General features: G+C 47.2%; 11 protein-coding genes. 4 read left to right on the plus strand and 7 right to left on the minus strand.

What is annotated here, in order from left to right:
* Positions 1-4: 4 nt before the first annotated feature.
* The 4 genes from AC5YB3_RS18345 to nadK all read right to left on the minus strand — a co-directional run bounded on the left by AC5YB3_RS18345 (position 5) and on the right by nadK (position 7,485).
* A complete protein-coding gene (locus AC5YB3_RS18345) occupies positions 5-748 on the minus strand; it encodes a (Fe-S)-binding protein (protein ID WP_107404114.1) in 744 nt (247 codons plus the stop codon).
* A gap of 310 nt (positions 749-1,058) precedes the next feature.
* The gene (locus AC5YB3_RS18350; protein WP_107404115.1) at positions 1,059-3,863 is read right to left on the minus strand and encodes an FAD-binding and (Fe-S)-binding domain-containing protein; all 2,805 of its coding nucleotides are present in this window, start codon (positions 3,861-3,863) and stop codon (positions 1,059-1,061) included.
* Between the two features lie 64 nt (positions 3,864-3,927).
* Positions 3,928-5,571 carry an L-lactate permease gene (locus tag AC5YB3_RS18355; protein ID WP_006085150.1) on the minus strand — a complete coding sequence of 548 codons (1,644 nt, stop codon included), beginning with the start codon at positions 5,569-5,571 and terminating at the stop codon, positions 3,928-3,930.
* A 1,035-nt stretch (positions 5,572-6,606) separates the two neighbouring features.
* Complete coding sequence (nadK, locus tag AC5YB3_RS18360) at positions 6,607-7,485, minus strand: NAD(+) kinase (protein ID WP_012588194.1); 879 nt, start codon at positions 7,483-7,485, stop codon at positions 6,607-6,609.
* A 100-nt stretch (positions 7,486-7,585) separates the two neighbouring features.
* Between nadK and grpE the strand changes: the two genes are divergently transcribed.
* A complete protein-coding gene (grpE, locus tag AC5YB3_RS18365; protein ID WP_006080881.1) occupies positions 7,586-8,206 on the plus strand; it encodes a nucleotide exchange factor GrpE in 621 nt (206 codons plus the stop codon).
* A gap of 172 nt (positions 8,207-8,378) precedes the next feature.
* On the opposite strand, the gene dxs is transcribed toward grpE, so the two are convergent.
* Genes dxs through xseB form a run of 3 tightly spaced genes read right to left on the minus strand, consistent with a single transcriptional unit; the run spans position 8,379 to position 11,392 of the window.
* Positions 8,379-10,247 carry a 1-deoxy-D-xylulose-5-phosphate synthase gene (gene dxs, locus AC5YB3_RS18370; protein WP_494525892.1) on the minus strand — a complete coding sequence of 623 codons (1,869 nt, stop codon included), beginning with the start codon at positions 10,245-10,247 and terminating at the stop codon, positions 8,379-8,381.
* Between the two features lie 21 nt (positions 10,248-10,268).
* A complete protein-coding gene (gene ispA, locus AC5YB3_RS18375; RefSeq protein ID WP_494525893.1) occupies positions 10,269-11,150 on the minus strand; it encodes a (2E,6E)-farnesyl diphosphate synthase in 882 nt (293 codons plus the stop codon).
* A 2-nt stretch (positions 11,151-11,152) separates the two neighbouring features.
* On the minus strand, positions 11,153-11,392 hold the full coding sequence (gene xseB, locus AC5YB3_RS18380) for an exodeoxyribonuclease VII small subunit (protein ID WP_006080884.1): 240 nt from the start codon (positions 11,390-11,392) through the stop codon (positions 11,153-11,155).
* A gap of 314 nt (positions 11,393-11,706) precedes the next feature.
* Between xseB and pomA the strand changes: the two genes are divergently transcribed.
* From pomA to thiI, 3 genes are all read left to right on the plus strand, one after another.
* Entirely contained in the window at positions 11,707-12,474 is a 768-nt protein-coding gene (gene pomA / locus AC5YB3_RS18385) for a flagellar motor protein PomA (RefSeq protein ID WP_006085155.1), read from the plus strand.
* A gap of 3 nt (positions 12,475-12,477) precedes the next feature.
* The gene (locus AC5YB3_RS18390; protein ID WP_006080886.1) at positions 12,478-13,410 is read left to right on the plus strand and encodes a flagellar motor protein MotB; all 933 of its coding nucleotides are present in this window, start codon (positions 12,478-12,480) and stop codon (positions 13,408-13,410) included.
* A 483-nt stretch (positions 13,411-13,893) separates the two neighbouring features.
* Positions 13,894-15,348 carry a tRNA uracil 4-sulfurtransferase ThiI gene (gene thiI / locus AC5YB3_RS18395; RefSeq protein WP_006080887.1) on the plus strand — a complete coding sequence of 485 codons (1,455 nt, stop codon included), beginning with the start codon at positions 13,894-13,896 and terminating at the stop codon, positions 15,346-15,348.
* The last annotated feature ends 89 nt before the right edge of the window (positions 15,349-15,437 follow it).

Below are 15,437 nucleotides of genomic sequence, written 5' to 3' on the forward strand. Positions count from 1 at the left end.
TCTCCTAGAGCGCGGCGTTCAGCACTTGCGCTATGTGGCGAATTTCAATCGGCAATTGCTGTCTGCGGATCATGCCATCGAGGTGCAATAGGCATGAGGGATCAAAACCCACCACATATTCAGCACCCGTTGCAGCATGGGCTTGGGCCTTGTCTTTGCCCATTTTGGCCGACACTGCGCCTTCATCGACGGCGAAGGTGCCACCAAAGCCACAGCATTCGTCACGGCGGTCGGGATACACTATGTCTATGCCAGCAATATTGGCGAGCACGGCTTCGACTTTGTTGAATCTTGGCCCCATTTGCTCACTCGGAGTGGCGAGGTTCAACATGCGGATACCATGGCAACTCAGTTGCAGGCTGATTTTGTGCGCGAAGGGCTTGGTAAAGGCGGGGATCGGCGCGATATCGTGTAAAAACTCAGTCAGTTCATAGAGTTTGTTGATCACAGCTTGTGCTTCTGGGCTGCTATCAAACTCGTGGAAGTTTTCTTTGGCGGCCACTAAGCAAGAGGCGGCAGGGCAAACAATAGCGTCGCATTCCACTCCCTTAAAGGCGTTGAGCAATTTAAGGGTGGTGCTGCGCGCTGCATCGAAGCAACCTGAGTTTGTCATCGGCTGGCCACAGCATGTTTGACCCGCGGGTAGAATCACTTGGTGCCCGAGTTTCTCTAATAATTCCAAGGTGGCAATGGCAACCTCTGGCATCATTTGATTAACTAGACACGGGATGAAAAGGGCGATTTTCATTGTGTTTTCTCTTTCTTGTTAGTGAACGACATTGCCTTGCTGTGCGACCCTAAAGTCCACACAAATGCTAAGGTAGTTGATCAAATATAGGCCTATCTCTGCGGAATAAGTAGCCCTAATTTAGTAAATGAACTTGTAGATTTTTGCAAAAATGAGAATATTTTAACTTGCTGATTATGTTGGTTTAAAAATGTATATCTTCCACTTTAGATTTATCAATAATATTAAAAAATGAATAAATGAGAATAGTTCGCTTATATAAACAAACGGGGCTAAATATCGCCCCGTTGTTTACTATTGTCATACCAGATTAGCGGCTGCACTCTTCGAGTAGATAAGCCAAATGGCGATAGGAAATGCCACTGTGTTGAGTCAAACCGACCTCACACATACGGTTGGCGTAATAGCCTTCCTTGATCTCGACAGGAATGAGCTTTTTGATATTACGCAGTGCGCTGGCGTTGATTTCTGGTTTATACAAGCCTTTTTCACCCGCGTAACCGCAGCAGTCAATTCCCGCAGGTTTAAGCACTTGGGCTGAGCACGCATCGGCAATAGCCTGCATCTTAGGCTCAAGTTTCATCTTGCGGGCGCTACAACCTAAGTGCAGTGCTACATTGACTTTTTTGCTGATGTTGAGCTTAGTCAGCAGGTTGTCGTGCATAAACTCAACTAAGTCGATAATCTGCACTTTTGGATTACCCGACAAAGTCCGGTAAGTACAAGACAGCGCATCGACGACCACAGGCAGCTTGCCGCCATTGGTCATTTTGCTCACCGCATCGATAAGCTCTTGGCGTTTGGCATCGGCGTTTTTAAAGTCTCCCTTAGATTCCCACATCTGGCCGCAGCATAAATCGCGGGTTTTCTCAGGTGTAATCACGTTATAACCCGCGCGTTCCAGTAGCGTGACGACTACTTCTGGCAAAGTGCGGTTATCGGGATCTTTAGGTGTTGGGCCAAAGGTTCTGCCGCCACAGGCAGGGAAATAGACCACAGTTTCTTGGCCTACTTTTGCAGGTGATGGTTTTGGCAGCTTGCCGCCTTTCGGGAAATCAGGATTCCAATACGGCACTTCTTTCGAAATCAGGCGGCCAGTTTTCATCAGCGCACTGGTGATGCCATCGCCGGTGATCTTGTGGATCACGCCGAGCATGTCAAAACCTGAGCTGATCACTTGGTTAACCGCACCAAAATGTTTGGCTTGGAAATCTAATACTTTCTGTTCAGTGGTACTGATGTACGGCGTGCGCAGCTTACGTACCAATTGGCCCATGCTGTTATCCACAGGACACGCAATGGTACAAAGCTGACATGCGGCGCAGGTATCAACCACATCGTATTTAGCGGCGGCGCGCATTTCGGCTGCAGCGGCTTTATCACCAGACTGCTCTAAGCGCTCGATTTCACGCAAAGTGGCAATACGTTGACGCGGCGAGAAGTTAAGTGCCGATGTTGGACAGGTTTTTTCGCAGAATCCACATTCGATACACTTATCGACAAAATCATCGACCACAGGGCAGGGCTTAATATTTTTCACATGCACTGTGCTGTCATCGTTCAAGATAACGCCGGGGTTGAGCATGCCTTCGGGATCGAAAATATGCTTGATGCGTTTCATCAAGGTGTAGGCATCGGCGCCCCATTCCATTTCAACAAAGGGCGCTACCGCGCGGCCCGTGCCGTGCTCGGCTTTCATTGAACCGTCGTACTTGTGGATCACCATTTCGGCGACATCTTGCATAAAGCCTTGGAAACGTTCGATATCGGCTTGCGATGCAAAAGTCGGCGTGATGATAAAGTGAAAGTTACCCGCTAATGCATGGCCGTAAATCACCCCTTCTGGGTAACCATGTTTGTTAAACAATGCGGTTAAATCCGCTGCCGCTTCGGCTAAATGTTCAACGTTAAAGGCCACGTCTTCGATAATAACTGAGCTGCCCTTTGGACGTTCGCCGCCAATAATTGGGAACAAACCTGAGCGCATTGCCCAGTATTTGCTGTAAACACTGGCATCGCTACTGAAGGTAATGGGGCGTTCAGTTTTAAGGTGTGACAGTTTGGCAATTATATCTTGGGTGTAGGTTTCTAAGGTTTGCGCATCGTTAGCGCGGGATTCAATCAGTAGAATTGCAGCGCCTTCAGGCAATGTGCTCAACCAATCTGGCATGCCTTTTTTGCCTGTTACGGCTTTGATGGATGCCCAGTCGAGTAATTCGGCGGCGGCAACACTGTCACCAATAATCGGCGGAATCGCGCTCGCGGCATCCACCATGTTAAAGAATACTGCCATAGCGGAGGCTTTAAATTTAGCTTCATCAACTGTGTGGTAAGTGACTTCTTCCACAAAGGCTAAAGTGCCTTCTGCGCCGACAATCAAGTGGTTAATCAGCTCGAAGGGATCTTCGAAATCTACCAGTGAGTTGATGCTGTAACCTGTGGTGTTCTTGATGGAATATTTTTTACGAATGCGCTGGGCGAGGACTTCATTGCTGCGGGTCAGTTTTGCTAACGCAGTCAACGAGTCTAATAATTCGCCATGGGATTGGGTAAAGGCCGCTTTGGATTTGTCGCAGCCTGTGTCTAATTCAGTGCCATCGGCAAACAAGAGTTTGACTGATGCTATGGTTTGATAGCTGTTTTGAGCCGTGCCGCAGCACATGCCTGAAGCGTTGTTGGACACAATCCCGCCGACCATAGCCGAGGTTAATGTGGCTGGATCTGGGCCTATCTTTTTATTCAATGGCTTAAGTGCAGCGTTGGCATCGGAGCCAATCACGGCCGCGCCAAGGGTGATCTTGTTGCTGTCTGGGCTGACTTCTATGGTTCTAAAACCATCGTGGCCTAAGATCAGCAATATACCATCGCCAATGGCTTGGCCCGATAAACTGGTGCCTGCGGCGCGAAAGGTTACTGGGACCTTGTGAGCGCGAGCAATGGCCAGGGTGTGTTTTGCCTGCTCGAGATTATCAGCATGAACAACAATTTCTGGCACTATGCGGAAATAACTCGCGTCGGTAGACCAAGCGAAGCGGCGAACAGGATCATTGGATACTGCGGACTCGCCGAGCAGTTTAATTAAGTCTTTATATACAACGTCATAATTAATTGACATAAGGCTACTCTCTTAACGCTAAAAATGACCAAGGCCGCCGCAGCGACCTTAGTTTTCAATGGGCTTAGAAACCACCCCAAAGGGTAGCAATAGTGCCCGCAAGTAATGCATAACCAATGGCGACTGGCATGGTTTTACGGATGATTTCAGACTCTCTACCGGCCATACCGACTACCGTTGCAGCCGCAACCACGTTCATCACACACATCATGTTACCGGCGTTCGCACCTATGCCTTGTAGGGCAAGGACGAGAGCGTGGTTCATGCCGATATTATCAGCCACACTGTACTGTAGGCCTGAGAACATCATGTTGGAGAAGGTTGCAGAACCCGATAGGAAGGCACCAAATATACCGACGATAGGCGCCATCCAAGCCCACACTGCGCCCATGGAACCTGCCAACATATCTGCTAAAGCGACAGGCATAGAGGCTAGGCCCGCACCATTCACACCTGAGTTTAAGAAGATTTTCACCATAGGCACGGAAGCACCTAATGAAATAATGGTAGGTAACATGGATTTACATGACACACCGACCGTTTGCTTAATCGCAGGGCTTTTCATTTTGAATAGGAAGAAACCTAAGATACACACGGCAACGAAGAAGGCGCCGGGCGCATATAAGGTCGCGAAGCTCGCCTTAAGTTCAGTGCCCATCAAGCCCGTCCAGCTGATGTTAAAGCCAGATAACCAGGCTTTTAACGGTGCAACGGTACGTGACAGCACTAACAGCGCAGCCATGATGATGTAAGGTGTCCAAGCGGCAATTTGGGAAAATTTAGCCGTGGTTTCCACTTTGGCGGTTTCTTGGTTGTCATTTTCGGCAAAATCATTCCAAGCGGCTTTAGGCAGTAAGTAGCCTTTGCGAGCGACTGGGATCACCATTGCCATACCGATTAAAGAACCGATAACCGATGGGAATTCTGGGCCAGCAACATAGTTGATGATCCACGCTGGAACGGTAAACGAAAGACCTGCAAAAATCGCAAATTTCCAAATCGCTAAGCCTTCTTTGAAGGATTTATTGCGACCAAAGAAGCCTGTCAGAATCGATACCATCACTAATGGAATTAACGAACCTGTGATTAAATCGATAGTGATCATGTGCATTGCAATAAACTGCGCAAAGTCAGCATAGGTGCCGCCATGTTCAGCAATTTGCGCCGCAGCCATGCTTACGCCGCCTTGGGTCAAGCCTTGCTCCATACCAAAGAGTACAGGTAGACCAATCGCGCCGAAGGACACACAGGCAGAGTCGGCAATCAAAGCAACAACTGCTGCGGCAACCGGTGGCACGCCAAGCAGTACGAGCAGTGGTGCGCCAATCGCGGCGGGTGTACCAAAGCCTGCACTGCCTTCGATAAAGGCACCAAATAACCAACAGATGATGATCACTTGCACACGGGCATCGGCGCTGATGTTAGTGAAACCTGCGCGGATAGTGTCCATCGCACCTGAATATTTCAGGGTATTCAGTAGGAACACTGCACCAAAAATGATGGTTAAAGGTGTGATGGCTGAAAGCAGTCCTTCGAGGACCGATGCCGCCAGTAATGTGGTATCCATTTGCCAAATAAACACAGCGGCTAGCGCAGTGACTAGCATGGAAATGGGCATAGCCTTTGATGCGGGCATTCTGAGTAATACTAGGAATAGCATTACACTGAGCACAGGCGTCAAGCTGGCGAGGAGTTGAAGTATTGTCATGCTTGCCTCTTCATAAAGTGGTCTGTCTTATTATTGATATTAGAATTTTTCATCTGCCTTCATGTCGACTTCCCAGACCGATAAATCAGCAGTTAATACTGCAACGAGTTATGGTCTCGACATTCTGTGTTGTGTACTAGACGCTATTGTGGGCTTGACTAATATGATCTAGATCATCTTGGCTGCTATATGAAATGCTAATTTACAGTGCTGCGGGACACTTCTCTCAGGGGATTTATCTATCTGTGACAGTGATCACTTAGACGGCTAGGCGTATATCTATTTCGATTATATTAAATTTAAGTTATCGGTATTTTAGTTATTAAAACTAGAGTTATCACTCAAGTTGATGGTCATTATTGCAATTAACTGATCCATTTATTTCATTAATAGGCTGTTATTGGTTTTTTCAGACATTTTTAAGGTGTGATTAAGGTCGCATAGGGTGATGCCGCTGAATTAGCGAAGTTACGCTGGCATATTTCAAGCTATTGTTATAGTTGGCTAATGTTGCAGTTGGAAGGCTGTTTTTTATAGTGACCTAGATCACTGTTTTAAATGGTGGAATTTTCTTGTGATGCATGTCACTTAATTAATTTTACTTTAATATGAAATTAAATAACCGTTATTTAAGTTACTTTCAGTTTATTTGAGCGAACAGCGCGCCTTAAATGTCGATGATATTGAGCGGCTAACGCAAATATTGAAATTAAAAGTCACCGCTTCTAATAGCTTAAGCTGAATTATTGAGAGTACAGGGCTAAATTGAGGCGAAAAGTTTACGTAATAAAGCGAAAGAATGCTGTGCGAACTTTTATCAGACTGGTTAGTGATATTAATTCGCAAATGCGATGGATGAGAATGTCAGCTCGTTTATTTAATCTAATGGGTAGTTCACTCACTATTATCTCAATGAGATCTTCTCGTATTTAGCCGCCGTGTTTTATGGGGATATTAAAGGCATAAAAAAGAGACGGGAGACGTCTCTTTTATGGGGAACGATAATTAATGGGAATAGGACAAATATGCGCTGGCTTAAAACAACTTGCTGCCCCAGCCTAATTTGGTCCGTAGCACGTGGAAATAATTGTGCCCTTTAGGATGAATTAAGCGTAATCGTTCTGAGCTGCGGCGCACTATGATTTCATCGCCCGGTAACACGGCTAGATGCACGTGGCCATCACAGCTGACTTCGAGGTTCTCGCCATTGTCCGGTGACACCACCATTTTAATGGTGCTGCAGGCATCGACGACAATCGGGCGGCACGACAAAGTGTGCGGAAACATAGGCACTAAGATCAGGGCCTGCAAATTAGGCGTCAGGATAGCGCCGCCAGCGGAGAGGGCATAAGCCGTTGAACCCGTTGGCGTTGACACTATCATGCCGTCGGCACGCTGGCTGTACATGAACTGATCGTCAATATAGACCTCAAACTCAATCATGTGGGCAATTTTACCCGGATGGAGTACGGCTTCGTTGACGGCGGTATTGCTCGCCTTGAGCATACCGTGGCGATAGACTTCGGCTTCAAGTAAGAATCTGTGCTCGGTATCAAACTCACCGTCGAGGACTTTGGCGAGCGCTTCTTCAAAGGCATCGGGCGGCAGGTCGGTTAAGAAGCCCAAATTACCGCGGTTAACGCCAATCACGCCTAAATCGAAGCGGGCTAATACCCTAGCAGCACCAAGCATGTTACCGTCACCACCGACGACTATGGCTAAGTCGCAGCGCGCGCCAATTTCTAGTAAATCGACCGCCTCGATATTGGGCCCTAGTTCGGCAGCAACACGCTCTTCCACTAAGACTTCAAAGCCTTGCATTGTCAGCCAATGATGCAGACGTTTTAAGGTTTGGTTGGTCCCTTGGTGATGAGGTTTGCCGATAAGGCCGATAGTATGAAACTTTGTGGTCATATTTATGCTAGATCTGGCCTTAGGCCTTGAAACGTCAAAATTGATCCCCATAATATGCCCAGAGTATTTCAGAAACAAAGCATTTTTAGCTGGAGTGAAAATGAGCAACGAATCGATTAAAGCAGAACAGGATCTGATCCAAGAGGGTGTAGAGTCTGAAGTATCTACCGCAGAAGCAAGTCTGATCGATGAGCTTACCCAGGCCAATTTCCGTATTGAAGAGCTGGAACAGTTACTCGCTGAAGCTTTGGCGAAAGTTGAAGAGCAGAAGGATTCAGTCATCCGCGCCGCAGCCGAAGTCGATAATATTCGTCGTCGTGCCGCAATGGATGTGGAAAAGGCGAACAAGTTTGCCTTGGAAAAGTTCGCCAATGAACTGTTGCCAGTACTTGATAACATGGAGCGCGCATTGATGGGGACTAACCCAGAAGATGAAGCGACTAAATCGATTTATCAAGGTGTTGAGTTAACTCAAAAAAGCTTACTCACTGCGGTGGCTAAATTTGGGGTTAAGCAAATTGATCCACAAGGTCAGTCATTTAACCCAGATCAACATCAAGCGATTGGCATGCAGCCAAGCGCTGAGTTCCCTGCGAACACTGTGATGTTGGTGATGCAAAAGGGTTATGAGCTGAACAGTCGCTTGCTGCGCCCTGCTATGGTAATGGTGTCACAGGGTGGCCCTAACCAAGAAAGCGCAACGATAGATATCGAAGCTTAAGCTTTATTGGATCAGCCGCTGTTATAACAGACAGCAACAAAAAAGGACTGCAATTGCAGTCCTTTTTTTATGGGCGGAATATGTGCAAAATATTGGCGGAATCTATATTGGTAAGACTGAGCACCTTACCGAGATAAGCTAGTTCTACCTATTCCGCCAACTATTGAGCCATTTATTGTGCTAGATAAGCATTGATTTGCGCCAGTATACCTTCGGCATCCAGTTGCAAATCATGGGTGACTTCCTCTGGCGAGCCATGTTTGATGAATTCATCTGGCAAACCAATTTGAAGCACGGCTTTAGGCATTCGCAGCTTTTGAAGCTGTTCAAGCACGCCAGCACCAGCGCCGCCCATAATGGCGTTTTCTTCCACTGTGACGAGCACTTCGTGGGTTTGCGCCATCTCTTTGACCAAATCAACATCAAGTGGTTTCACAAAGCGCATATCGACAACCGTTGCATCTAAGCTTTCGGCAGCGGTTAACGCCGACGCTAACAAGGTGCCAAAGTTGAGTATGGCAATGCGCTTACCCACACGTTTGATCACGCCTTTACCAATCGGCAATGCCGTCATCGCTTCGACTTGCGTCGCTCCCGTGGCACAGCCCCTTGGATAACGCACTGCACTTGGGCCTGCATCATAGCAATAGCCAGTGTAGAGCATTTGACGACATTCATTTTCGTCCGACGGCGCCATGATCACCATGTTGGGGATGCAACGCATAAAGCTTAAATCGAATGCACCTTGGTGAGTTGGACCATCGGCACCGACAATACCGCCGCGATCGATAGCGAACAATACCGGTAATTGCTGTAGTGCCACATCATGAATAAGTTGATCGTAGGCGCGTTGCAGGAAGGTCGAGTAAATCGCCACCACAGGCTTAAAGCCTTCACAGGCAAAACCAGCGGCTAAAGTCACTGCATGCTGCTCGGCAATCGCCGCATCGAAATATTGTTTCGGGAAACGCTGGGAGAACTCCACCATGCCCGAGCCTTCGCGCATCGCAGGAGTTATGGCTAATACTTTCTCATCTTGCTCAGCGATGTCGCACAACCATTTACCGAAGACTTGGGAAAAGGTCGGTAAACCGGGTTTGGTGGCCGGCTTTTTAAACAGCGACGGGTCAAACTTAGGTACGGCATGCCAACCGATAGGATCTTTTTCAGCAGGTTCATAACCACGACCTTTTTTGGTCATGATGTGCAGCACCTGTGGACCTTTCAGATTGCGCATATTACGCATAGTCTCGACCAGAGCATCAACATCGTGGCCATCGATAGGACCGATATAGTTGAAACCTAACTCCTCAAATAGCGTGCCAGGAACGACCATGCCCTTGAGGTGTTCCTCAGTGCGTTTGGCCATTTCTTTGATGACGGGCATGCCTTTCAATACTTTCTTGCCGCCTTCGCGCAGCGTAGTGTAGAAACGGCCTGACATCAGTTGGGCTAAATGGTTATTGAGGGCGCCGACATTTTCAGAGATCGACATTTCGTTGTCGTTCAGTACCACGAGCATGTCATTGTGTAAGTCGCCTGCGTGGTTCATTGCTTCAAACACCATACCACCAGTCATGGCGCCATCACCGATCACGGCAACGACTTTACGACCCGCTTGTTCTTTTTCTGCGGCAATCGCCATCGCCAGTGCGGCGCTGATAGACGTGCCTGAATGCCCAACGCTGAAAGTGTCGTATTCACTTTCTTCACGCCATGGGAAAGGATGCAAGCCATCTTTTTGGCGAATGGTGTGCATCTTGTCACGACGACCCGTGAGAATTTTGTGGGGATAAGCCTGATGGCCCACATCCCAAATCAGCCGATCAAAAGGGGTGTTGTAGACATAGTGCAACGCAACAGTGAGTTCCACTGTGCCGAGCCCAGAGGCAAAATGTCCGCTGGACATGCCAACAGACTTAAGAAGGAACTCGCGCAGTTCGTCGGCTACTTGTGGTAAAAGTGCCTGAGGAAGCTGGCGGAGTTCATTGGGGGTGTTGGCCTGCGCCAACACGGGAAACTGAGAAATGTCCAAACTCATAGCGAGATACTTCGACTCTTATTATATTCTTCGCTCAATGATATAGCGGGCGAAGTCTGCAATTAACTGGCTATTGTATGGCAATTTAGCCAGCGCTGATAGTGCCTCTTGGATCAGTTGTTTGGCGGTGTCTTGTGCACCTTGTAGTCCAAGTAGTTGTGGAAACGTACTCTTATTCGATTCAGTATCAGAGCCTTGCGGCTTACCGAGTTCTTCGGTGGTGGCTACGATGTCGAGGATATCGTCTTGTACTTGAAAGGCGAGTCCGACCGCATGGGCAAAATCCATCATAGCAGCATACTGATCTTTTGGCGCGTTCGCGGCGATTAACGCTAACTCAACGGCGCAGCTGATAAGGGCGCCCGTTTTCATATTATGTAACTGAGTTAATGCTTTAAGATCAATATGTTTATCTGTTGAGGCTAAGTCTATCGCTTGGCCGCCACACATGCCACGATAACCTGAGGCTTTTGCTAATACTCTGACCATAGCGATATGTTGCTCGCTGCTGATCCCTGGTACCGCTTCGGTGACAATTTCAAAGGCTAAGGTCTGCAGTGCATCCCCAGCTAAAATGGCGGTCGCTTCATCAAACGCGATATGCACTGTGGGCTGACCACGGCGCAGCTCATCATCATCCATGGCGGGTAAATCGTCGTGGATCAATGAATAAGCATGGATACATTCAATGGCTGCGGCGCAAGCATCTAATTTTTCGAGCTCGACCCCAAACATGCGTCCGACACTGTATACAAGGAAAGGTCGAATGCGTTTGCCACCCAATAAGGTGCCGTAAGTCATGGCAGCTTTTAATTGGGGAGCGGTATCTTCAAGCGTACTAAAACGCTGTTTTAATTGATTATCAACCCGTTGTTGAAATTCTTGAATGGCACTGACTAACACGCTTATTCGCCCTCAACGGCATAGGGGGATAGGGGCGCATTTTCATCTTGTTTCAGTAAAATGGCCACTTTTTGTTGGGCTTGTTCGAGTTTTGCTTGGCTATTTCGAACCAGATTGATGCCACGTTCAAATTGTTTTAACGCGTCATCGAGGGAGATATCGCCTTGTTCTAGATCGGCAACAATGCGCTCGAGTTCGCCAAGGGATTCTTCAAAACTGAGATTTTCGGGTTTCTTCGCCACGTTTATGCTTCCTTTGATTTAGCGGACACAAGGTATATCAGGGCGGCTTTAGGGTCAAATTCAGACTAAAGATATTTGCTCAATAGCACGCTTTGTTACTGAAATTTTTTCAGAAAATATAAATTGTCGCTAAACTTGCTTAGTGTGTGTCCGATAACTGACAATAGTATCATCATTTGTATGGTAATTTTTAACTGGATAGACAAGGCTCGCATGTGTGTCGGTGGGATTATCTTACTCAGTGGAACAACTGAGTGTTATTGCTTACCTAGGGTAAGTATTATGTCGTTTATTACGAAAATTGAGGAGCCGTTGTGGATTTAGCAACAGTAATTGGAATTGTGGGTGCCTTTGGTTTTATCCTCGGGGCAATGGCCACCAGCGGCGGTTTAATGATTTTCGTTGATGTACCCTCGATTCTTATTGTTTTCGGTGGGTCCTTCTTCGTGGTGATGATGAAGTTCAATCTTAAACAGTTTTTTAGCGCGGTAAAAATCGCCGCCAAAGCGTTTATTTTTAAGATTGATAAGCCAGAAGATTTGATTGAACAGTCCGTGACTATGGCTGATGCCGCCCGTAAAGGCGGTTTTTTAGCCTTAGAAGAAGCGCAGATTACTAACAGCTTTATGCAAAAAGCCGTCGACATGCTTGTGGATGGTCACGATGGTGAAGTGGTTCGCGCTGCCTTAGAGAAGGATATTGCGCTGACCGAAGAGCGCCATCGTACTGGGATCGGTATTTTTAGAGCGTTTGGTGACGTCGGTCCGGCAATGGGCATGATAGGTACGCTGGTGGGTCTTGTGGCCATGCTGTCAAACATGTCAGATCCTAAATCCATCGGCCCCTCGATGGCGGTGGCCTTGTTAACCACCTTATACGGCGCTATGGTTGCTAACATGGTTTGTCTTCCTATCGCGGATAAGTTAACGCTTAGGATGGGCGAAGAAATGCTGAACCGTAACTTGATTATGGATGCGGTATTGGCGATTCAAGACGGACAAAACCCACGGGTGATTGAAGGCTTCTTGAAAAATTATCTGGCTGAGAAAAATCGCAAAATAGATACAACGGACGGAGAGTAGCCCATGGCTAAGGCTAAGTGCAACTGTCCACCGGCCGGAGCACCGATGTGGTTGGCGACCTTTGCTGACTTGATGTCGCTGTTGATGTGTTTCTTCGTGTTGTTATTATCATTTTCCGAAATGGACGTAATGAAGTTTAAGCAGATCGCGGGCTCAATGAAGTATGCCTTTGGTGTGCAAAATAAGGTGGAAGTTAAAGATATCCCGAAAGGGACGTCTGTTATTGCCTTAGAATTTAGACCAGGACGTCCCGATCCCACGCCGATTGAAATTATCAACCAGCAAACCAATGAAATGACGGAACCTGTATTGGATTACCAAGCGGGTGAAGACGACAGTGCTGGTGGCGTTCAGCAGCAAAGTGGTTCTCAGCGTGGTGGTGAAGCCACTGCAACGGCGCAGGAAGTGGCGGATGCGGTTAAAGCCGAAGCGGCGGCTGCACAGGATAAGATCAATCAAGAAGTGAAGAAGATGGCACAGGAGCTCAATAAAGAGATCACCGATGGTGCGATTGAAATTGAGTCCTTAGGTCAACAAATTATTATCCGTATCCGTGAGAAGGGGGCATTTGCCTCTGGTTCAGGCTTCCTTCAACCACGATTCAAACCTGTGGTGCGCTCTGTTGGCGAACTGCTAAAAGATGTGCCGGGGATTATTACGGTATCGGGTTACACGGATGATATGCAAATCAGCGATGAGCTTTATAGCTCTAACTGGGATTTATCCAGTAAACGCGCTGTGGCTGTGGCCCACGAGTTAGTGCAGGTTAAAGGCTTTGATTCTAAACGGATGAAAGTGGTTGGCATGGCGTCTAACAACCCGATAGTGCCTAACGACTCACCAGAGAATCGTGCCCGTAACCGCAGGGTGGAAATTGCCATTGAGCAAGGTAAAGCGAAGGAATCTGATGAAATTCAGGTTGGTAATTCGCCTTAGGTAGTTTGGTACTCACTGAATCTAAAGCCGCAATCCTGTTGCGGCTTTTTTATTGGGCTAAGGTGGACTTTTCATTTTTTGCTAACGCTTTGTGCATCAAAGCGCTGTGGTTGGTTTAAATCCATTTGGGCTTTACGCCAATCGCAGAGAGTGTGTAATCCCTAAGCTTCCGTCAACCTTACCTCCACGACTTATCTCAAATAATTCATCTCAAATAACTCATTTCAAACAGAGCAATTTTAACTAAGTGAATAGGCTTCAATGACATTATCCCGACCGAATTTGCTTAAAAATCCCGCCGTGATTTAATCACTAATACGCCATTAATACGCCATTAATACGGCATTAATCCGCCATGAATGTGGCTTGTGTGGCTGTTTGCGATGCGCGCTGAAACTCGCATTTTTAGGTCGCTTGGGTATATAATCCCCCGATTATTCTTTTAACCAATTTTGCTGTTTTAAAATTGCCCGCGGAAATCCCATGAAGTTTATTGTAAAGCTGTACCCAGAAATCATGATGAAGAGCAAACCCGTAAGGATGCGCTTCACCAAAATGCTCGAAACCAACATACGTAATGTGCTCAAAAAAGTCGACGAAGACGCTAAAGTTCAACGTCAATGGGACCGCATTATGGTAATGGTGCCAAAGGATAAGCCTGAATTGGCACAAGCCTTCGGTGAGCGTCTGGCGTGTATTCCTGGCATTGCACACGTAGTGCAAGTGGATGAGTACAGCTTTGAATCTGTGGACGATATTTATCAGCAAGTCTTGCCTGTTTATCGTGACCAACTCGCGGGTAAAACCTTCTGCGTGCGAGTGAAGCGCACTGGCGATCACGATTTTAATTCTATCGAAGTGGAGCGTTACGTCGGCGGCGGTTTAAATCAGTTTACCGATGCTTTAGGTGTGCGTTTAAAGAATCCCGATATTACCGTTAACCTTGAAATTGAACGCGATAATCTTTACATGGTCACTAAGCGCATTGAAGGCTTAGGCGGTTTCCCTATGGCGACACAGGAAGATGTGTTGTCCTTGATTTCTGGTGGTTTTGACTCTGGTGTGTCTAGCTATCAATTTATCAAAAAAGGGGCGCGTACCCATTATTGCTTCTTTAATCTGGGCGGCGCGCAGCATGAAATTGGCGTGAAGCAAGTGGCTTACCATTTGTGGAAAACCTACGGCGAATCCCACAAGGTGAAGTTTATCTCTGTACCTTTTGAGCCTGTGGTCGCTGAGATTTTAGAGCGTATCGATAATGGCCAAATGGGCGTTGTGCTCAAGCGTATGATGATGCGCACTGCGGCGCGTATTGCCGACCGTATGGGCATTCAAGCCTTGGTGACCGGTGAAAGTTTAGGCCAAGTCTCTAGCCAAACGCTAACCAACTTAAACGTGATTGACCGCTGTACTGAGCTGCTGATTTTACGTCCGCTGATTGCCATGGATAAACAAGACATTATCAACGAGAGCCGTAAAATCGGCACCGAAGATTTTGCCAAATCTATGCCTGAATATTGCGGCGTGATTTCGCAAAAGCCAACGGTTAAAGCGGTATTAGCTAAAGTAGAAGCGGAAGAGAAGAAGTTCTCTGAAGATTTGATCGATCAAATCATCGCCCAGTCTGTCACTATTGATATCAGGGAGATCGCAGAACAAATGGATACTCGGATTACTGAGACTGAAACGGTCGCCAGTATTGATACCAACCAAGTGGTCATTGATATTCGCGCCCCTGAAGAAGAGGAAAGCAAGCCGTTGCAAATTGAAGGTATTGAGATTAAACGTATCCCATTCTTCAAGTTAGCGACTCAATTTGCCGATCTCGATAAGCAAAAAACCTATTTGCTGTATTGTGAGCGTGGGGTGATGAGTAAATTGCAGGCATTGTATTTAATCGAGCAAGGCTACACTAACGTCAAAGTGTATCGCCCATAAATCAATGCAAACTTGCCCACTGACATGTCTTGTCAGTGGGAAGTGCCCATAGAGATTGAATACAAAAAAGCCGCATATGAATGCGGCTT

The sequence above is a fragment of the Shewanella sp. 1311 genome (assembly GCF_059338235.1).